The organism is Pantoea sp. Mb-10 (assembly GCF_021272205.1).
In the GTDB taxonomy this organism is placed as follows: Bacteria; Pseudomonadota; Gammaproteobacteria; order Enterobacterales; family Enterobacteriaceae; genus Pantoea.
In genome coordinates this window covers 432037-451155 of sequence record NZ_JAJSDX010000001.1, presented here as the reverse complement: position 1 = coordinate 451155, position 19119 = coordinate 432037, and the positions used below count along the sequence as shown (strand labels likewise).

Here is a 19119-nt window from a genome sequence, read left to right as displayed (position 1 = left end):
CGGGGACGGATAATGGCAAGTTACGTGGCGGCCAGCTTTCATAAACCAGGCAGGCACGCAGGGAGGATGTTGATGCAGTGTAGAGACGTGAACAGGGGCGAAAAGCGGTTGACGCTGCGGAGTAAAACGAGAATGACGGTATAGAAGACGCAAAAAAGGCCTTTTACAAGGCCTTGAGAACGGGACGACGTTAGGGGTCAGGCAACGACGGTGATGCGCTGCCCGGCAAATTCCACGGTTTGACCGCTGACGATTTTGCAGCGCTTGCGCGTTTCAATTTTGCCATCGACGCGCACCTCGCCTTCGTCAATCACCGCTTTCGCCTGCGCGCCGCTCTCAACCCAGCCTTCCAGTTTGAGCAGATCGCACAGATCGACATGCGGATGCTTACCCAGTGAGAAATTCGCCATTATGCTTGCTCCACATCGTGAAAGGCTTCACACGCCAGCAGCGTGTTTTGGATCAACGTGGCCACGGTCATCGGTCCGACGCCGCCGGGTACCGGCGTGATAAAAGAGGCGCGCTCGGCGGCGCCGTCAAAATCCACATCGCCGACCACTTTGCCGTTGTCCAGACGATTAATACCGACATCAATCACCACCGCACCCGGTTTGATCCAGTCGCCCGGAATAAAGCCGGGCTTGCCCACGGCCACCACCAGCAGATCGGCATGCTCAACGTGGTGGCGCAGATCTTTGGTGAAGCGATGGGTCACGGTGGTGGTGCAGCCTGCCAGCAGCAGTTCCATGCTCATGGGACGCCCCACGATATTGGACGCGCCCACGACCACGGCGTTCAAGCCGTAAGTGTCGATATTATAGCGCTCTAGCAGCGTCACGATGCCGCGCGGTGTGCAGGGGCGCAGCGTAGGCGCGCGCTGGCACAGACGACCCACGTTGTAGGGATGAAAGCCATCCACGTCTTTGTCTGGCGTGATGCGCTCCAGCACTTTGACGTTATCAATGCCCGCTGGCAGGGGCAGCTGCACGAGAATGCCGTCGATATCAGCATCGGCATTGAGGGTATCAATCAGCGCCAGCAGCTCGGCTTCGCTGGTGGTGGCGGGCAGGTCGTATGAGCGCGAGAGGAAGCCCACTTCATCACAGGCGCGACGTTTACTGCCGACATAAATTTGCGACGCCGGGTTTTCGCCCACCAGCACCACGGCCAATCCTGGGGCGCGTTTACCTGCGCTCAGACGCTGCTTTACTTTTTCGGCAACCTCAAGGCGCACCTGCTGCGCAATCGTTTTACCGTCAATAATGTTTGCTGCCATTAGAAAAGAAATCCATCGGTAGTGGGTTAAATCGGGAGAGGTGCCTATTTTGTCAGAAGCGCGCTCGGCTGTCAGGTAGAGATTGGTTTTGCCGACGCGGCGATTGCGCCGTGACGTTAAGGCGGCAGGACGCGTATGATGTCAGTAAAACGTTCAGGGGAGGATGGGATGATCTGGATAATGCTCGCGACGCTCGCGGGGGTGTTTATCGTGGGATTTCAGCTGATCACGGCGAACGCGCGTCACGCGGTGCAAGCCCTGAATAAGCGCTTGCAGCTGCCGCCGGTGCACGTTGAATCCATGTTGTCGCTAATGGGGAAAGAGGCGGCGAAAGAGTATACCGATTATTTAACGAGCAGTAATGAGACTCAGCTTGCCAACGCTGCCGCCGTGCTGCTGATTTGGCAGGTGCTGATTGTGGATGGCAGCGACGAAAACGTTGCGCGCTGGCATCGCCTGATGACGCGCGCGGGCTTCTCTGGCACGATCTCTCGCCAGCAGCTGTTGCTGGCGCTGGGATTTTTGCGCCAGCTGGAGCCGGATAGTCAGGAGCTGCACGCCCTGCGCGAGCAGTACAACGCCTGCGTGAGCGCGCAGGGTATTGAGCTGGAAGGCGAATCTCCTTCCGCCAGCAATTTGGTGTCTCTCAACGAGTGGCGACAGCGACATTAAGGGAATTTGCTCATTACACCAGCACTTCGTCCGCCGCGCGCGGCAAAAACGTTGACGCGCCACCATCCCAACGTATAATTCCCCGCATCTTCTATGCGCCCTTAGCTCAGCTGGATAGAGCACCGGCCTTCTAAGCCGTAGGTCACAGGTTCGAATCCTGTAGGGCGCGCCAATATCTTTCAGTGACTTACCTCCTTGCTCCGGCTGCCAGATTTTCCACATGGGACAGATTTGGGACACGACTGCCAAAAATCGCATCAATTTGCCGCGCATGCTCCGTTAAGTGATTAGGTGCAAGGTGGCGTATCGCTGTACCACTACTATGCTCCCAGCCACCCATTTCCTGCAGCGCAGACAACCGAACGCCCGGCCTGAATCAGCCCGCTTGCCGCGCTAAGCGCCGCGCGTGCGCAGCATCCGGGAATCATAACCTTCGCCTCGCTTACAGCGCGGCGCTATACAGCACTGGCCCGGTGGGCTGACCGGTTGGGGAGCCGCCGCGCGGCTCCAGGCTAATGGCGAGGGTGGCGTTAGCCAGCGCATTGGGTTTATGCAGGGCAAACGCGCGAGCCGATTGCGCGTCCACCAGGCCCAGTGAAACGGGGGCTTTACCCGCAGGAATGATCCACAGTTCCAGACTCTTATCTGCGGCGGGGGAGATCGCGTGTAGCGGCGCCAGGCTCAGGCGATCGCCCTCGCGGTTGGCGCTAACCACCCACTGCTCGCGATGCTGGGCATCGGTTAACACCGCCAGCGGAGTGAAGTCAGGCGCGCGCAGTAAATAGGTGGCGGTCAGCACCAGCAGCGCCATGGCCGCCGCCGCGAGCCACGGGTAAACGCCGCGCGTCGCGCGGGCCCGTTGAACCGGCGGTAAGGAGAGGGTGATTTTTTTCCAGACGCTTGCAGGTGGTGGAACGGGGGCGAGTGTCGTGTCCAGCCCGGACAGCAGCGACTGCCAGCGCGTCACGCGCGCCATCAGCGCAGGCTCAGCCTGCATGCGCCGCTGAAAGCGCAAGCGGGCGCTGCCACGCAGGGTGCCTAACGCATATTCTGCGGCGAGCGCGTCGTCGCGTCGATCGTGAGGAGTCATAATCCCACGCACTCCCGAAGATGATCCAAACCGCGGCGAATCCAGCTCTTCACCGATCCCACTGGCTGCTGCAGCCAGCTGGCAATATCGCTATGCGATAGGCCCTGAAAATAGGCAAGCGTAATGCTCTGGCGCTGTTCGCTGCTCAAATGTTTGAGACAGTGATGCAGTTTTGCCGCCTGCTTGTCGTCTGCTGCAAAAGCGTGCGGGGCGGGCAACAGCTCGGCCTCGTCGTCACGGAAGGTCTCTTCGGCAAGCGATTGGCGCACCGCACCGTTGCGTAACCAGTCAATGCAGCGGTTACGTACAATATGGGTCATCCACGTCATCGGCGAACTCAGTGCGTCGTTGTACGACGCGGCATGGTGCCAGAGAGCAATAAAGCTATCGTGCAAGACCTCTTCGGCCCACGCGCGGTGACGCAGCATGCGTAGCGCGACCGCAAATAAATGCGGTGAGCTGAGTCGATAGAGCTGCTCAAAAGCAAGGCGATCGCCTGTCGCGACCGCCTTGAGCAACGTGGTTAACTGCGCAGCCTGAGACGCGTCCATAAGGTTCCCGGTTGGCTTATATTCCCGTTGCGAGTATAGCCAATTACTTCGGCATCAGGACGGTATCAATGACGTCGATAACCCCATTTTTCTGGTTGACGTCATAAGTGCTGATGTTCGCCACGTTACCCTGGGCATCTTTCAGCTGGATATTGTGCGGACCGTTGCGCATGATCCACAGCGACTGACCATTCACCGTTTTCAGTTCTGCGCGGCCGCCGCCCTGTTTGATCTTCTGTTCCAGCGCGCTCATGTCAAACTTTCCGGGCACCACGTGATACGTGAGCACGCTGGTCAGCTTGGCCTTGTTTTCCGGTTTTAATAGATCATCCACGGCACCTGCGGGCAGTTTGGCAAAGGCGGCGTTGGTGGGAGCAAAGACGGTAAACGGCCCTTTGGTCTGCAAGGTATCCACCAGTCCAGCAGCCTTCACTGCCGCAACCAGCGTGGTGTGATCTTTAGAGTTGATAGCATTCTCAACAATATTTTTTTGCGGGTACATGGCCGCGCCGCCCACCATCACGCTCTCTGCGTGCTGAGCAGCAAAGCTGCCTGCGGAAAAGAAGAGTGCGCCAGAAACTGCGGCCAGGCTAAGTAACTTTTTCATCGTCTATCCTCTTTTAATTGAGCAACCCACTTGCTCACACAGGGATATACGTAAGGAGGAGAAAAACGGATGCAGCGGGGCGAAAATTTTTTACGCCGCCCAGAGAATACGCATTCAGGTGCGCCTGCGCGCTTTTTTGCCGCGCCAGTACTCTTCCAGATAAGGCAGCATCTCCAACAGAAAAATGCCGCTCAGCACGCAAACAATATAACCGGTTGGCAAAGGCTCAGCCCTGAGTCGGAGTGCAAACCGGGCCGGTTCATCCCCCCTTCCCCAGCGCGCCAGAAACTGAGGCCAGTGCCGAGATATTACCAGCAGCAGGGCCATCAGCGGCACCCTCTCCAGAAAACTGTGCACATGTTGTTCAATGGGCGTTACCTTACGCGCGGTGACGGCATAGTGCACATCCCACAGCGCGGTGGCCTCATGACAAAAAAACAGCACGATCATCACCGCGATGACCAGCGCATTGACGTCAAGAAACAGCGCCGCCAGCAGCGGCAATCCCATTTCCAGAAACATCAAAATATGGATATAGGTCTCTTTTAATCCGGTGGTGTGTTCAATATCGGTGGCGCGGTGGCAGAGCCAGTCAGCGAATCCGGCAAGCAACCAAACGGGCAAGACGAAATAGAGTAACAGCAGCATCTGAGGATCGAACGTTTGCATGTGCGCGCTTGCCTCGTTGACGTTGAGCAGGTTCCGCTTTGCAGGCAGAACGTTTTCCCGGCGTCCCGATACGTCTTCAGCACGAAAAAATGGCCCGCGAACGGGCCAAAATAGAGATGAAGTCTCTGTCATGCTTACTGACAACGTTAACGATAGATCGCCGTCCCAGGAACACAAGCGTAAGCGGCAGACGGGTTAATCGCGGGTTTTCCCTTCCTCAATAAACTCCTCATCAATCTCTTCCGCATTGTCGCGGTTGTCCCGACCGGAAAGCAGGTTCCAGCAGGCGATAAACAGAGCCGCAATCAGCGGACCGATCACAAAGCCGTTAATGCCGTAAATCTCCATGCCGCCGAGCGTGGCGATCAGGATCATGTAGTCAGGCATTTTGGTGTCTTTACCCACCAGCAGCGGACGCAGGATATTGTCCACCAGGCCCACCACCACCACAAAGAAGCCCACCAGGAATAACCCTTTCCACAGCGCGCCGGTGGCGAAGAAAAAGATCGCGGCGGGCACCCAGACAATCGCCGAGCCCACGGCGGGGATAAGCGACAGGAAAGCCATCAGCGCGCCCCACAGTAGGCTACCGTCAATGTCGGTGATCCAGAAGGCGAGGCCGCCGAGGATGCCTTGTACAACGGCGACCACCACGGTGCCTTTTACGGTGGCGCGGGACACGGCGGCAAACTTCATCAGCAAGTGGTGTTTCACATACGTGGAAAGCGGGAGGGCTTCAAGGATCAGATTGATCAGCCAGGCGCCATCTTTCAGCAAGAAAAACAGCAGATACAGCATAATGCCGAAGCCAACCGTAAAGGTGAAGGTGCCTTTACCGATCAGGAACACGCTGCCGGCCATGTATTGGCCGCCCTTGAGAGCAAATTCAGACAGCTTTTGCTGGATCTGCGCGGCATTGGTGAGGTTGTGGTCAGAGAGATAATGATGCGCCCAGCTTGGCAAATGCTGCATCAACTCAGCAAAGACCACCGGGAATTGGGTCGAACTGGTTTGTAGCTTGGTGTACACCGTGTTGACTTCGACCACCATCGAAGAGGTGATAATCGCCAGCGGTGTGAACACAATCAGACAGATAATAAGCAAGGTCACAAACGAGGCGAGGCCGTTACGATCGCCCATTTTATGCCGCAGCAGGGTTTTTAGCGGATGGAAAATGACCGCCAGAATGGCTGCCCAAAAAATCGCTGAGAAGTAGGGGGAAAGCACATCGAAAAAGGCGTAGGTGACCAACGCCAGAATGACAATAAAGAAACCTAGATTTAATCCTTTGATTCGCATTCAAAAAGGCCTCGAAAAAATGTGGCGCCCCGCCTTACGATCATCCAGTGATAGCGCGCGCGTGGGCGGGGAAGTAAATTGCGCGAATGAACTATAGAACGTGACGCGCAGAATGTAATACTTTTAGCGTATCGGCAGCGCGTGCGATTGCCAGGAAATGTTCACGTGCAGGCTGACGTGAATGCCAAAACGAATTTTGAACAGCCGGGAGAGTGATCATGCTGGAACTGCGTCCAAATTGTGAATGCTGTGATAAAGACCTGCCGCCAGACTCGTTAGAGGCGCGTATTTGCTCTTTTGAGTGCACGTTTTGCGTTGCCTGCGCGGAGGGCACGCTGGCGCATCGCTGCCCTAACTGCCAGGGGGAACTGGTCAGGCGACCGGTGCGTCCTGCGGCTGCGCTGGTGCGCCATCCTGCATCAACCACGCGATACCCGGCCGCTTCGGCAGCAGAGTAAAGGCGTATCAATCTGCGTTATATGTCTTGGATTCGGAATTCAGGCGTGCGCCAATATACACACGTGCATTAAAAGTTATTATTTTTCTTGTTGATTCCTTTTTTCACGATATAACCTCGCGCACGTAAAGCCATTTTTCCAAACCAGACATGACTGGCTTCGCTTTAAATTGTGGTCAGAGCACAGACCTGAGGTGGCCATCCATTTTATAGAATAAAATCATGCTGTTATTTTATAAGTTCACATACAGTTTTTTCCGAAAAATAAATCTGTAAAAAGAAAATCCGTGACTGAAGTGATAAAGTGACAGCGCAATGCTAGTGATGTGGCGTTGTGTGCTTCAGTTTTACCCTCTTTAAGCGGGTGACCGCTTTATTTTATTGCTTGAATATTCGTTGCCCGTTCTTTATGGACGGGCTTTTTTATGCGTGCGATCTCGCCAATGTCTTCAAGATTAAGGCTTATTAAGGAGAACGTGTTAAGAAAGTGATAGCTTGGCGTAATAGACTGTAAAGCCAGCTTTTTTAAGAATATTGGCAATGCGTTGTGCCAATGCTTGCGCAATAGTGTGGTGCAACGGCCGCTTAGGGGCCGTTACGATTGGAGGCACCACCATGAAAAAAACAACAACCCTTTTACTGGCTTCACTGATTACATGCAGCACAATGGTTTCAGGTATGGCTCGCGCAGACGGTCCGGGTGACCCACGCTGGCAGCCGCACGGTGAAGCGGGCGGGCCGGGGCCGCGCGGTCCGGAAGGGCATCACGGCCCCGATCGCGACGGGCACCGCGAAGACGCGCGTCGCCACGGCGATTACTTTGCGTGGAACGGACACGATTTTCGCCGCGGCCGCCCGGTGCCGCCGGAATTTCGCGGACCGCACTACCGCGTTGATGACTGGCGTGTGCACCATCTGCCCGCACCACCGCGCGGCGAATACTGGTCGAATATTGATGGCAACTATGTACTGATTGCCGCCGCGACAGGCGTGATTACCTCGCTCATTCTGAACGGCGCCTTTAATTAATCTGACCGCACGGATGGCTCTGTCCATCCGTGTTTTCCTGCGTTTCTCCGCCCGCCAGGTTATCCTCTACACACCCCCTTCTTCCTTGTATGGCGTTAAGGAGTCTTGATGACCTCGGTAAAAATGGTGGCAGTGGATAAGGACGGCACCTTTCTTGATGACAAAAAGCAGTATAACCGCGCGCGTTTTGCTGCCTGCTATGCGCAAATGAAAGCGCGCGGGATACGGTTTGTCGTGGCCAGTGGCAATCAGTACTATCAGCTCCGATCTTTTTTCCCAGAGATCGCTAGCGAAATAACGTTTGTGGCGGAAAACGGCGCATGGATTATCGATCGGGATGAAGAGATATTCTGCGGCGCCTTTTCACGTGAAGACGTAGAGGCGGTGATCGCCACGCTGCAAAACGGTGCCTACCCCGATCTGCGCTACATCCTCTGTGGGCGCGAAAGTGCTTACTATTTCGACGGTATCGAAGCGCAGTGGCTGGTGAAAATGCGTCACTATTGCCATCGCCTAAAGGCGATCCGCTCGCTCGAGGATGTCGGCGATGACCGGCTATTCAAATTTGCGCTCAACCTGTCGGATGAATTTGTCGAGCCGTTGATGGCGGACATTTCTCGGCTGCATCAGGGGCGCGTGGCCGCGACCTCCAGTGGGCACGGCTCCGTGGATCTGATTGTGCCAGGCAACCATAAAGGTCACGGACTGGATCTGCTTGCTAAACGCTGGGGGATCGCGCGCAGCGAAATCCTGGCTTTTGGTGACGGCGGCAACGATGCAGAGATGCTGCAGTACGCGGGGTTCAGTTTCGCGATGGCCAATGCGCCGCAGAAGGTCAAGCAGGTGGCACGCTATCAGGCGCCCGCAAACAACGAAGAAGGCGTATTGCAGGTGATAGAGCAGATGCTGGCAGGGCAGCCGCCGTTTACTTCATAACAGGCAAACGTAGGGGCTGACCTGAGACTCAAGCAATGCGCCAGGCGGCGGCGATCATGTCCGTCATGGTTGCCGTATCATAGTGAACCCAGCCATTTTTGCTATTGGCGCGCGCCACAATCCATTCCACTTCTGCAGGGCTCAATGACGGGCCCTCGCGCCAGAACGGCACGATAGCGTGCTGCTGTAGCCAGGCTTTCAGCGCCAGCGCGGGTGCGACCTCATCAGGTAAGAGCTGTTGCCCCAATTCAGCCATCAGACGCTGCTGTGCAGGATGCGTGGTGCGCGCCAGCACGTCGAGAAACGGGAACAGCAAGCGGCCGCACACTTCACCGTGGTGAAAGGCTTTGATCGCCCCTAACTCCCCCGCGATACCGTGAATAACCCCTAATCCGGCGCTACTTAAGCACACGCCGCCCAACCACGACGCCATCATCATCGCCTCGCGCGCCTCATCACCCAAGGCGCCGGGATGGTTGAGATGGGGCCACGCTTTGCAAAACAGCCGCAGGCCGTTCAGGGCGGTTTGTTGACTGAACAGATTACCTTGGCGTGAGAGGTAGGCTTCAAAAAGGTGGGTGAAGGCGTCAATGGCACAGGTGGCCAATACGCGGTCAGGCGCACCTTTCAGCAAATCGGGATCGAGCAGGGCGATCTGCGGCACAAACGCGGGGTGGCGCAGCGACGCTTTCACCTTGATATGGTGCGGGTCGGTAAGGACGGCGTTTTGGGTGGCTTCACTGCCGGTGCCTGCGGTGGTGGGAATGGCAATCAGCGGGAGCGTGACGGCGTCAACGGCGGTATCGCCCACCTTCTCCAGATAGCGTGCGGTGTTGAGCGGATGCCGCACCATGGCGGCAAAGGCCTTTGCCGCGTCCAGTACGCTGCCGCCGCCGATGGCCACCACGCGGTCAACCTGGCCGCGCCAGCGCTGCACCCATGCATCGATTTCATCGGGTGACGCTTCATGGCTGACGATTTCGTAGCCGAGGATCTGTTCGCGCAGTGCGTTTTCGAGCCGCGCCCACGTGGGACCGTTTAAAAATGAGCGCGCGCAAAACAGCAGCGTCGGCTGTGGGCGTTCAGCGAGCATTGGCGTCAGACGCTCAATGCTGCCGCGTCCAAATACAGTTTGCTGATTGCTATACAGCGCGAGGGCATTTTCACTCACCGGCGTTTCCTTCTGCGAAATGACAAAGCCGCCAGTGTAGCGAAAAACCAGACGTGTCAGATGGCAAACATGGTGTGCACGTTAGGAAGAAAAGTTGATCATCTTCGCAAAACGGAAATTCCCCCGGCGCGAACCGTGCACGTTGCGCGATGTTACCCTTAACATGATACCCGTAACATTGCGCGGCAACGTCTTTGCGACGGTGGATAAACGCGCATCAAACCCTCTGGGACACCCCTAATACCCGCAGCCGACTTTCGTCGTGCGCATAAGTGGAGAGTAATCATGCCATTACTTTATGTGGCCATCGGTGTAGCGCTACTGCTGCTGCTGATGATTCGGTTCAAACTGAACGGATTTATTGCGTTGATTCTGGTGGCGCTGGCGGTCGGCATGATGCAGGGCATGCCGGTCAACAAAGTGATTGCGTCCATCAAAACCGGAGTAGGCGGTACGTTGGGCAGCCTGGCCTTGATCATGGGCTTCGGTGCCATGTTGGGTAAATTGCTGGCGGATTGCGGCGGTGCACAGCGCATCGCCACAACGTTGATTGCAAAATTTGGTCAGAAGCATATTCAGTGGGCGCTGGTGCTGACGGGGTTTACCGTTGGCTTTGCGCTGTTCTATGAGGTGGGATTTGTGCTGATGCTGCCGCTGGTGTTCAGTATTGCCGCATCGGCGCGCGTGCCCCTGCTCTACGTGGGCGTTCCCATGGCAGCCGCGCTCTCAGTAACACACGGATTTTTGCCGCCTCATCCCGGCCCTACGGCAATTGCCACGCTGTTTAACGCGGACATGGGAAAAACGCTGCTCTACGGCACGCTGTTGGGTATTCCCACGGTGATTCTGGCCGGCCCGGTGTACGCGCGTTTTCTGAAAGGCATTGATAAACCGATTCCCGAAGGATTATGGAATCCGAAAACCTTTACCGAGGCGGAGATGCCCGGCTTTGGCGTGAGCGTGTGGACGGCGTTGGTGCCGGTGATATTGATGGCCCTACGTGCCGTTGCTGAAATGGTGTTGCCGAAAGGCCACGTGCTGCTGCCTTATGCGGAGTTTTTTGGCGATCCGATTATGGCAACGCTGATTGCCGTACTCATCGCAATTTTTACCTTTGGTTTGAACCGCGGACGCAGCATGGATGAGGTTATGGGTACGATTACCGACTCCATCAAAATCATTGCCATGATGCTACTGATCATTGGCGGCGGTGGGGCGTTCAAGCAGGTGCTGGTGGACAGCGGGGTTGACAAATATATCGCCAGCCTAATGCATGACACTCACGTCTCCCCGATCCTGATGGCGTGGTCGATTGCCGCGGTGTTACGTATTGCGCTGGGATCGGCTACCGTCGCGGCCATTACTGCCGGTGGCATTGTGGCACCGTTAATCGTCAGCAGCGGGGCGAGTCCGGAATTGATGGTCATTGCCGTGGGATCGGGGAGCGTCATCTTCTCGCACGTTAACGATCCTGGCTTCTGGCTATTCAAGGAGTACTTCAATCTGACCATCGGCGAGACCCTCCGCTCATGGTCGGCGCTGGAAACCATCATTTCTGTTTGTGGGCTGGTGGGTTGTCTGTTATTGGCTAGCGTGGTGTAAGGTTCTGCGCTGAGAAAGGCAAACGCCTTCTCAGCGCAGGGTATCGCGCATAATTGGGCCACAAGCGGTGGCCCAATAAAACTCAGTGGGGCTGTTCAAACCCTGCTTTTATCATCTGCTCACGCAAGGCGCGGGTAATATCGCGATTACCACCCGTGACAGGATAAATGACGTTATTCACCACGTCGTCAAGGTAGTGCTCTTCAAACTCCTGCAGCGTGAGCTGCGTACCGCCTTCATCATTGATGGCAATACTTCCCTGAATTCGGCTGCCAGAGTCCTTTGCCTTTAGGCTATAACGTCCCATGCTGGTATTGATTGTGCTCATAAGATCCCCTTGTTACATCGGTATGAATAACAATTGAGGCCGCGATAGGCGCTTTAATTTTAGCCAATTGGGGCGTCTGATGCGCGACCGCAACGCGGCAAAACGCTGGGGCTGAGACCTTTATCGCAGAAAAAATGCTAATGCATGCGCGCGACCACGATAGCGTACCGATAAAGTAAAAAAATTATCTTCATCTATACTCATGGCGAGAGGAACATTAATCAGCGGAAAGGAGCGAACGATGAAAATAATACTGTGGATTATCGCCATTATCTTTATTGTGGGATTACTGACAATTACTGGCGTATTTAAGCTTATTTTCTAATATCACAGGCAGCTCAGGCTGCCTGTTTTGTCATTGTGCCAACGGAGGGCGTGTGCGGGCAGAAGGCAAAACGGGCACGAAATCATCCAGGTTGAATCGTTTGCCGCACGCCGCACAGCAGGCGCCATGATGATAGGGTTTGTGAGAATTTTCCCTGCTGGGTTGGGTGAAAAAAAATTTATTGCCGCCGCAGCAGCTGCAACGCAATGCCATTTTATCTGCCTCATCATCCGTCCTGGAATGTGAGATTTATCTTATCCGCGAACTAACTTCAAACGATAAATCATCCTAATTAATTTAGGGTGTAAATCATTTTGTGGTAACTGCTTGAATCAGCGCCCAATCACTCCATCCACGGCATTTCTGCCAGTGCACTTTGGGACCAATTTTTAACATGACCAGCCGTTTAATGTTTGTTGCGATTCATGCTCATGGCATGCGCTAAACTACGCGCCTTCTTTGTTAACAAAACAGACTTTCCCTGGCGATTATTGGCATTTTTCCGGCTACGCTTCTGGAAAAAATAAAAATGCTCTACTGGGGAGTGCTGTTCTTTGAAACAGCGTTTATTCATCATTAAATTCAGGATCACGACGTGAATCGCCGCGTTTTAACACGACTTTCTTTGTTCACCACAGCGCAGTTGCTGCTATCGCCCGCATCAGCACAAACCACTGGTCAATGGATAAAATCTGGATGGAACACCTTCAGTGAAGGGGTTTCTGAAACGTGGTCACAGCCACAAAGCCACGATTTGTACCTGCCTGCCATAACCTGGCATAACCGCTGGACGTATGACGACGAACATATCCAGCGCTATAACGAGCGGCCATGGGGCGCCGGGGCAGGCATATCGCGCTGGGATGAGAAAGGGAACTGGCAGGGTTTGTATGCCATGGCGTTTAAAGACTCCTTCAACAAATGGGAACCGATAGCCGGTTATGGCTGGGAAGCGACCTGGCGGCCGCTGACCGATCAAAACTTCCATATCGGCGCGGGCTACACCGCTGGCGTCACCGCGCGCGACAACTGGAAATATATCCCTGTACCACTTGTATTGCCCCTCGCGTCCATTGGGTATGGTCCCGCGACGTTCCAAATGACTTATATTCCGGGGACATACAATAACGGCAACGTCTACTTTGCCTGGCTAAGGTTCCAGTTTTAGCCCGTTAGCCCAAGAGGGGAAAGTGTGAAGCGGTGCAAAAAAAACGACAATTATCACTTTTTCATCAATTCGCACTGGACAAATGCCACTGCAATTGCTGTACTAGACCTCGACACAGTTTAGTGTCCATTTTTCATGTAAAGGTAATATAGATGTCCAAGATCAAAGGTAACGTTAAGTGGTTTAATGAGTCCAAAGGATTCGGTTTCATTACTCCAGAAGATGGCAGCAAAGATGTATTCGTACACTTCTCTGCTATCCAGAGCAACGGCTTCAAAACTCTGGCTGAAGGTCAGCGTGTAGAGTTTGAAATCACCGACGGCGCTAAAGGCCCATCTGCTGCTAACGTTACCGCTCTGTAAGTTAACAGTCAGAATTCTAAAAACCCGCCTAGAGGCGGGTTTTTTTTTGTCTCTCCTACTGCTGCCACCACATCACCGCACCGCCAATCAACGCAATCATCGCGATGCCCGTCGCCAGCAGTTCATCCATTGAGCGTGGTAAGAAATTTTTCACATTATCTGCCTCGAAAGTGGATTTTCTCCAGCATGCCGGATTCAGATTAAGCCCACCTTAAGCTCATGTGACAGGCACATGACGACGCACATTGTGCTGCACTGCCTACATAAGATTGATGTAACATTCATATAACAATTTCATCGTCGTGATGACCTGCGACGATGCCAACGCGGCGGGACCAGGAGGAAGAATGAATATTCGTCAGGCGCAGCCCAGCGACGGCTTTGCCCTCAGCGCACTGCTGACCGAACTCGGCTACAGCGGGACCGACGCGTTTATTGCGTCACGCCTCACTCAGCTTTGCACGCATCCCGACGCTGTTTTGCTGGTGGCCGAGCAGGGGCAACACGTGCTCGGCTTTCTCTCGCTGCACTACATTCCTCAGCTGGCGCTGGCCGGGGATTTTGCTCGCATCAGCTATTTCTGTATTGCGGAAGGCGAACGCAGCAAAGGGTGCGGCCAGCAGCTGCTTAATCATGCTGAGCAGCTCGCGCGAACGCGTGGATGCGATCGGATGGAAGTGCACTGCCACGTCAGGCGCCTTAAAGCGAATCAGTTTTATCTGCGGGAAGGCTACACTGAATCGCCTTGCTACCACATCAAGGCGTTAAGCTAGCCACGCGGTGACGTTACACAGAAAAGGAGCGGGAAATGAAAGTGGCGATGGGGCAGTTTGCCGTGCGTCGTGAATGGCAGGAGAACGCAGACCTGTGCGTGCAGCTAATGCAGGATGCGCGCGCGGAGGCGGCCGATATGCTGGTGCTGCCTGAAGCGGTGCTGGCGCGCGACAATGCCGATCCCGACTGGATACTGCGCGCTGCACAACCGCTTGACGGCCCGTTTATGTCGCAGTTGCTGGCTGCCAGTCGCGGTCACGCGCTCACCAGCATCATGAGCGTGCATGTTCCCGATACGGATCACAAGGTGCGTAATGTGCTGGTTGCCGTGCGCGATGGCGCCATCATCGCCGCATACGACAAACTGCACCTGTATGATGCCTTTGCCATGCAGGAGTCTCAGCGTGTGAGTGCCGGTCAGCATATTCCTGCGCTGATTGAGGTCGCCGGAATGAACGTGGGCCTGATGACCTGCTATGACGTGCGTTTTCCCGAGCTTGCGCGGCGGCTGGCGCTCGACGGGGCAGATGTGCTGGTGCTGCCGTCTGCGTGGCTTAAAGGGCCGCTGAAAGAGCAGCATTGGGCATTGCTCTGCAGCGCCCGCGCGCTGGAAAACACCTGCTATATGGTGGCGGTAGGGGAGTGCGGGCCACGTAATATCGGTAACAGCATGGTCATTGATCCGCTCGGCGTGGCCATTGCGCGAGCGGCTGAATCGCCTGCGCTGGTCACTGCTGTGCTGGATCCGCAGCGCATCGCCTATGCGCGCAGCGTGTTACCGGTGCTAAAAAATGGTCGATTCACCAAGCCGACGTTAGCGTGTAAAGCGTTGCCTCATTAGTGCGCTATCGTGACCGTTTAGCGCGATAATCTCACTCTGTTACAGATTCCAGTTGAGTGTGGTGATAAACTGCGCGTTAATAACAGTGTTCATTTTTCGCGAAGGTTGAAAGGTAAATTATGGAAGGTATCAGTATTGCCAAATTGCTGATTATCGGTGCGCTGATCGTACTGCTTTTTGGCACCAACAAGTTACGTTCACTGGGTGGCGATCTGGGTTCCGCAATCAAGGGCTTCAAAAAAGCCATGAAAGATGACGAATCCAGCGCAGCCAAGACCACAGCGGATGACGCTACCGCTGAGCGCGTTACGCATAAAGAGTAAGCGCTGCCACCTGTGGCACAAAGTGTAAGGCTTTGTTGCGAAAAAAAACCAGACCGCGATGGGTCTGGTTTTTTGTTTCACGCCAGCGGCCGTCAACGGCTGCTCACTGCGCCGCTTATTTGACTTCCAGACCTTTGGCCTGCATGTCGGCGTGATAAGAAGAACGCACGAAAGGACCGCACGCCGCATGGGTAAAGCCCATAGCCATTGCTTCTTCCTTCATTTCATCAAATTCGGCTGGGCTAACATAGCGCTGAACCGGTAAATGATGGCGGCTCGGCTGCAGATATTGGCCCAGCGTCAGCATGGTGACGCCGTGGCGGCGCAAATCACGCATCACCTCGATGATTTCTGCATTGGTTTCGCCCAAGCCCACCATCAATCCTGATTTTGTCGGGATATCAGGATGCGCTTCTTTAAAGCGCTCAAGCAGCTTAAGCGACCACTCATAGTTGGCTCCGGGGCGGACCTGACGATATACGCGCGGCACATTCTCAAGATTATGGTTAAACACATCAGGCGGCGTGGCGGTAAGGATATCCAACGCGCGATCCATACGGCCGCGGAAATCGGGCACCAGCGTCTCGATTTTGATAGCAGGGCTTTTCTCACGGATGGCGGTAATGCAATCGGCAAAATGCTGGGCACCGCCGTCACGCAGGTCGTCACGGTCTACAGAGGTGATCACTACGTAGCGCAGCGCCATGTCAGCGATAGTTTGCGCCAGTTTCAGCGGTTCGTTAGCGTCTGGTGCCACAGGGCGGCCATGTGCGACGTCGCAGAACGGACAGCGACGGGTGCAAATGGCGCCGAGGATCATGAAGGTTGCGGTGCCGTGGTTAAAACATTCTGCAAGGTTAGGGCAGGACGCCTCTTCGCAGACAGAGTGAAGGCCATTTTTACGCATCGCGGCTTTGATGCCCTGGATTCGGCTGGAGTCTGCGGGCAGTTTGATTTTCATCCACTCCGGTTTACGCAGAATCTCCTGACGCTCAGTGACCACGGTTTTCACCGGGATCAACGCCATTTTGTCGGCATCACGATACTTGACGCCACGTTCCATCTGAATTGGTTTACTCATAAATCTGCAGGTTCCGGTCGGGATTGCGATTTGAAAGCTTCCTCACTCAAACTGAGAACCAGGCTTTCAACTTTTTTTGAAAAATTTGCCAAAATCATACCATTTCCCCCGCGCTTAATCAGCCGATAAGCAGCGGCAAAAGTTACAATTTTGTAAATGCGCACAGACGGTCAAGGTTGAGCGTGCGGTCTTCTAGCCATTGGGTATCAGTAAAATGTGTCAGCCTGGCGAAATGTCCCGCCAGTCGCGGCTGTACATCGGCAAGGGTAATGCCGGGTTGGAAATGGCTCAGCTGCGTCATTTGCATGCCCGCGTAGCCGCAGGGATTGATGCGCAAGAAGGGCGCAAGGTCCATGGCAATATTCAATGCAAGCCCGTGAAAAGAGCAGCCTTTACGGATGCGCAGCCCCAGCGAGCAGATTTTTGCATCGCCGACATACACGCCCGGCGCGTCAGCACGTGCACGCGCCTCGATAGCGTAATCAGCCAGCGTGGCGATCACCGTTTCTTCTAAAGCGGTAACCAGTTCCCGTACGCCGAGCTTACGGCGCTTCACATCAAGCAGCACATACATCACCTGCTGGCCCGGACCGTGGTAAGTCACCTGGCCGCCGCGATCGCTCTGCACCACGGGGATATCGCCCGTGAGCAACAAATGCTCCGCTTTACCCGCCTGACCCTGCGTAAAGACCGGAGGATGCTCCACCAGCCAGATCTCATCAGGTGTTTGCGCGTTACGCCGATCGGTGAAGTGATGCATCGCATCAGAGGTAAGCTGCCAGTCGCACTGGCCGAGTTGACGAACAAGAAGCGTATTAGCTGACACAGCGAGGGTCCGGTAACGAGTTGAGGGCAGAGTATAACGCTGGCAAAGTCACCTTTGCCAGCACCTGCATTACAGCACCATGCGAACGATTTCGATATTGCCTAACTCTTCGTAAAGGGTTTCTACCTGCTCGATATGCGTCGCGGTGATAGTAATGGACACCGAGTGGTAATTGCCTTTGCTGCTTGGCTTAACGTCCGGGCTGTAGTCGCCGGGCGCATGACGCTGCACCACTTCCACCACCTGATCAACCAGCTCCGGTTGCGCCAGCCCCATCACTTTGTACGTGAAAGGGGTAGGAAATTCGAGCAGTTCATTGAGTTTGGTTTTCATCGTGACTCCGGTGCATAAAAATTGAGAAGGGAGGCCGGTTGGCCTCCCCTGAAACGGTAAAACGGGGACAGTACATTATATGGTGGCAGGGTGGCTATTTTTCAAGCGCTTTAGCCGAACCAGTGGTGGAACATCAGTTTCACGTAATCAATGATACGACTAAAGAAACCGCCTTCCTGCACTTCGTTCAACACCACCAGTGGGCGCTGCTCGATGGTTTTACCGTCCAATTGGAAGTTAATGCTGCCCACGACCTGATTTTTCTTCAGCGGCGCGTGCAGTTCCGTGTTGTCCAGCACGTAACTGGCTTTCAGGTCTTTCATGCGGCCACGCGGAATCGTCAGGTAGGCATCTTTTTCCACGCCGAGCTGGACGCGGTCGCTGTTACCAAACCATACAGGCTCAGAAGCAAATTCTTTACCGGCTTTCAGTGGCGCTACGGTCTCAAAGAAACGGAAGCCCCACGTCAGCAGCTTTTTGCTTTCGGTTTCACGACCTTTAAAGGTGTGTCCACCCATCACGGCGGAGATCAGACGCATCTGACCTTCGGTGGCAGAGGCAACCAGATTATAGCCCGCGGCTTCAGTATGCCCGGTTTTGATGCCATCGACGTTCAGACTGGTATCCCACAGCAAGCCGTTGCGGTTCATCTGACGAATATTGTTAAAGGTGAACTCTTTTTCGTGGTAAACCGCATACTCATCCGGCACATCACGAATCAGGGCTTGACCGATCAACGCCATATCGCGCGCGGAGCTGTACTGGCCGTCAGCATCCAGCCCGTGCACGGTCTGGAAATGGGTATTTTTCAGACCCAGCGCGCCCACGTAATTATTCATCAGGTTAACAAACGCGTCCTGGCTGCCAGCGACATAATCGGCCATCGCCACGCAGGCGTCGTTACCCGATTGCAGCACGATACCGCGCGTGAGCTGAGAGACCGGTACGCGGTCTCCCGGCTTCAGGAACATCAGCGAGGAGCCTTTGAACACCGGATTACCCGTAGCCCAGGCATCTTTACCGACGGTCACAATGTCATCCTGATGAATTTTTCCAGCTTTGACGGCTTGACCAATCACATAGCTGGTCATCATTTTTGTCAGGCTGGCGGGATCGCGTCGCGCGTCCGCGTTCTTTTCTGCCAGCACTTTGCCCGAGTTATAGTCAATCAGCACATAGGCTTCGGCATCGATATCCGGCACGCCCGGGATCATCGTTTTGAGATTAACATCATCAGCCATGGCGACATGGCTGAGCGAGAAGGCGACCAGTGATCCCACTGTCAGGCGTTTCAGAAAACGAGAGGGTTTCAGCGTATTCATGTTCAGGACTACAACATCCGTGGGGTTAAGGGTAAAAAAAAGTGCCTCACTATAGCAAACGGCCCAGCGGCCAGCAT

General features: G+C 54.9%; 23 protein-coding genes, 1 tRNA gene and 1 pseudogene. 11 read left to right on the top strand and 14 right to left on the bottom strand.

Annotated features, from left to right (window positions below; all coding sequences use genetic code 11):
• Positions 1–197: 197 nt before the first annotated feature.
• On the bottom strand, positions 198–410 hold the full coding sequence (ybcJ, locus tag LU196_RS02180) for a ribosome-associated protein YbcJ (RefSeq protein WP_232758084.1): 213 nt from the start codon (positions 408–410) through the stop codon (positions 198–200).
• Positions 410–1276 carry a bifunctional methylenetetrahydrofolate dehydrogenase/methenyltetrahydrofolate cyclohydrolase FolD gene (gene folD / locus LU196_RS02175; protein WP_232758083.1) on the bottom strand — a complete coding sequence of 289 codons (867 nt, stop codon included), beginning with the start codon at positions 1274–1276 and terminating at the stop codon, positions 410–412. Before folD ends, ybcJ begins: the two co-directional genes overlap by 1 nt.
• 168 nt (positions 1277–1444) lie before the next feature.
• Between folD and LU196_RS02170 the strand changes: the two genes are divergently transcribed.
• Positions 1445–1948, top strand: coding sequence for a DUF1198 family protein (locus LU196_RS02170; RefSeq protein ID WP_232758082.1), 504 nt, complete (start codon positions 1445–1447; stop codon positions 1946–1948).
• A 95-nt stretch (positions 1949–2043) separates the two neighbouring features.
• Positions 2044–2120, top strand: a tRNA-Arg gene (locus LU196_RS02165).
• 15 nt (positions 2121–2135) lie between these two features.
• On the opposite strand, the pseudogene LU196_RS02160 reads toward LU196_RS02165, so the two are convergent.
• From LU196_RS02160 to LU196_RS02135, 6 genes and pseudogenes are all read right to left on the bottom strand, one after another.
• Positions 2136–2315, bottom strand: a pseudogene (locus LU196_RS02160) (integrase); the annotation flags it as partial.
• 75 nt (positions 2316–2390) lie between these two features.
• Positions 2391–3038, bottom strand: a complete 648-nt coding sequence (locus LU196_RS02155) for an anti-sigma factor domain-containing protein (protein ID WP_232758081.1) — start codon at positions 3036–3038, stop codon at positions 2391–2393.
• Entirely contained in the window at positions 3035–3589 is a 555-nt protein-coding gene (locus LU196_RS02150; protein WP_232758080.1) for a sigma-70 family RNA polymerase sigma factor, read from the bottom strand. Before LU196_RS02150 ends, LU196_RS02155 begins: the two co-directional genes overlap by 4 nt.
• A gap of 43 nt (positions 3590–3632) precedes the next feature.
• Entirely contained in the window at positions 3633–4196 is a 564-nt protein-coding gene (locus tag LU196_RS02145) for a fasciclin domain-containing protein (RefSeq protein ID WP_232758079.1), read from the bottom strand.
• A 114-nt stretch (positions 4197–4310) separates the two neighbouring features.
• Positions 4311–4865: a diguanylate cyclase gene (locus LU196_RS02140; RefSeq protein ID WP_232758078.1), complete on the bottom strand. Its 555-nt coding sequence runs from the start codon at positions 4863–4865 to the stop codon at positions 4311–4313.
• A gap of 195 nt (positions 4866–5060) precedes the next feature.
• Positions 5061–6164 carry an AI-2E family transporter gene (locus LU196_RS02135; protein WP_232758077.1) on the bottom strand — a complete coding sequence of 368 codons (1104 nt, stop codon included), beginning with the start codon at positions 6162–6164 and terminating at the stop codon, positions 5061–5063.
• 218 nt (positions 6165–6382) lie between these two features.
• Here LU196_RS02135 and LU196_RS02130 point away from each other — a divergent pair, with 218 nt between their 5' ends.
• The 3 genes from LU196_RS02130 (at position 6383) to LU196_RS02120 (ending at position 8586) form a co-directional block, all read left to right on the top strand.
• A complete protein-coding gene (locus tag LU196_RS02130; RefSeq protein ID WP_232758076.1) occupies positions 6383–6622 on the top strand; it encodes a DUF1272 domain-containing protein in 240 nt (79 codons plus the stop codon).
• Positions 6623–7236: 614 nt separating this feature from the next.
• Positions 7237–7650 (top strand): RcnB family protein, encoded by a 414-nt coding sequence (locus LU196_RS02125; protein WP_232758075.1) that lies wholly within the window; start codon positions 7237–7239, stop codon positions 7648–7650.
• A 108-nt stretch (positions 7651–7758) separates the two neighbouring features.
• Complete coding sequence (locus LU196_RS02120) at positions 7759–8586, top strand: Cof-type HAD-IIB family hydrolase (protein ID WP_232758074.1); 828 nt, start codon at positions 7759–7761, stop codon at positions 8584–8586.
• 28 nt (positions 8587–8614) lie between these two features.
• Here the strand turns inward: LU196_RS02120 and LU196_RS02115 are convergent, their stop codons facing one another.
• The gene (locus LU196_RS02115) at positions 8615–9757 is read right to left on the bottom strand and encodes an iron-containing alcohol dehydrogenase (protein ID WP_370640956.1); all 1143 of its coding nucleotides are present in this window, start codon (positions 9755–9757) and stop codon (positions 8615–8617) included.
• A 285-nt stretch (positions 9758–10042) separates the two neighbouring features.
• Between LU196_RS02115 and gntT the strand changes: the two genes are divergently transcribed.
• Positions 10043–11359 carry a gluconate transporter gene (gene gntT / locus LU196_RS02110; protein WP_232758073.1) on the top strand — a complete coding sequence of 439 codons (1317 nt, stop codon included), beginning with the start codon at positions 10043–10045 and terminating at the stop codon, positions 11357–11359.
• Between the two features lie 82 nt (positions 11360–11441).
• Here the strand turns inward: gntT and LU196_RS02105 are convergent, their stop codons facing one another.
• Entirely contained in the window at positions 11442–11687 is a 246-nt protein-coding gene (locus tag LU196_RS02105; protein ID WP_232758072.1) for a hypothetical protein, read from the bottom strand.
• A 920-nt stretch (positions 11688–12607) separates the two neighbouring features.
• Between LU196_RS02105 and pagP the strand changes: the two genes are divergently transcribed.
• The 5 genes from pagP to tatE all read left to right on the top strand — a co-directional run bounded on the left by pagP (position 12608) and on the right by tatE (position 15480).
• Complete coding sequence (pagP, locus tag LU196_RS02100) at positions 12608–13180, top strand: lipid IV(A) palmitoyltransferase PagP (protein ID WP_370640955.1); 573 nt, start codon at positions 12608–12610, stop codon at positions 13178–13180.
• A gap of 152 nt (positions 13181–13332) precedes the next feature.
• A complete protein-coding gene (gene cspE / locus LU196_RS02095) occupies positions 13333–13542 on the top strand; it encodes a transcription antiterminator/RNA stability regulator CspE (RefSeq protein WP_010615627.1) in 210 nt (69 codons plus the stop codon).
• A gap of 347 nt (positions 13543–13889) precedes the next feature.
• The gene (locus LU196_RS02090; protein ID WP_232758071.1) at positions 13890–14315 is read left to right on the top strand and encodes a GNAT family N-acetyltransferase; all 426 of its coding nucleotides are present in this window, start codon (positions 13890–13892) and stop codon (positions 14313–14315) included.
• A 35-nt stretch (positions 14316–14350) separates the two neighbouring features.
• A complete protein-coding gene (locus tag LU196_RS02085; RefSeq protein WP_232758070.1) occupies positions 14351–15157 on the top strand; it encodes a deaminated glutathione amidase in 807 nt (268 codons plus the stop codon).
• Positions 15158–15276: 119 nt separating this feature from the next.
• Complete coding sequence (gene tatE / locus LU196_RS02080) at positions 15277–15480, top strand: twin-arginine translocase subunit TatE (protein WP_232758069.1); 204 nt, start codon at positions 15277–15279, stop codon at positions 15478–15480.
• A 115-nt stretch (positions 15481–15595) separates the two neighbouring features.
• Here tatE and lipA read toward each other — a convergent pair whose 3' ends face one another.
• From lipA to dacA, 4 genes are all read right to left on the bottom strand, one after another.
• Positions 15596–16561: a lipoyl synthase gene (gene lipA, locus LU196_RS02075; protein WP_232758068.1), complete on the bottom strand. Its 966-nt coding sequence runs from the start codon at positions 16559–16561 to the stop codon at positions 15596–15598.
• A 142-nt stretch (positions 16562–16703) separates the two neighbouring features.
• Positions 16704–17387 (bottom strand): lipoyl(octanoyl) transferase LipB, encoded by a 684-nt coding sequence (lipB, locus tag LU196_RS02070; RefSeq protein ID WP_232758067.1) that lies wholly within the window; start codon positions 17385–17387, stop codon positions 16704–16706.
• 69 nt (positions 17388–17456) lie between these two features.
• The gene (gene ybeD / locus LU196_RS02065) at positions 17457–17720 is read right to left on the bottom strand and encodes a DUF493 family protein YbeD (protein WP_232758066.1); all 264 of its coding nucleotides are present in this window, start codon (positions 17718–17720) and stop codon (positions 17457–17459) included.
• A gap of 110 nt (positions 17721–17830) precedes the next feature.
• Positions 17831–19042 carry a D-alanyl-D-alanine carboxypeptidase DacA gene (gene dacA / locus LU196_RS02060; RefSeq protein WP_232758065.1) on the bottom strand — a complete coding sequence of 404 codons (1212 nt, stop codon included), beginning with the start codon at positions 19040–19042 and terminating at the stop codon, positions 17831–17833.
• Positions 19043–19119: the final 77 nt, after the last annotated feature.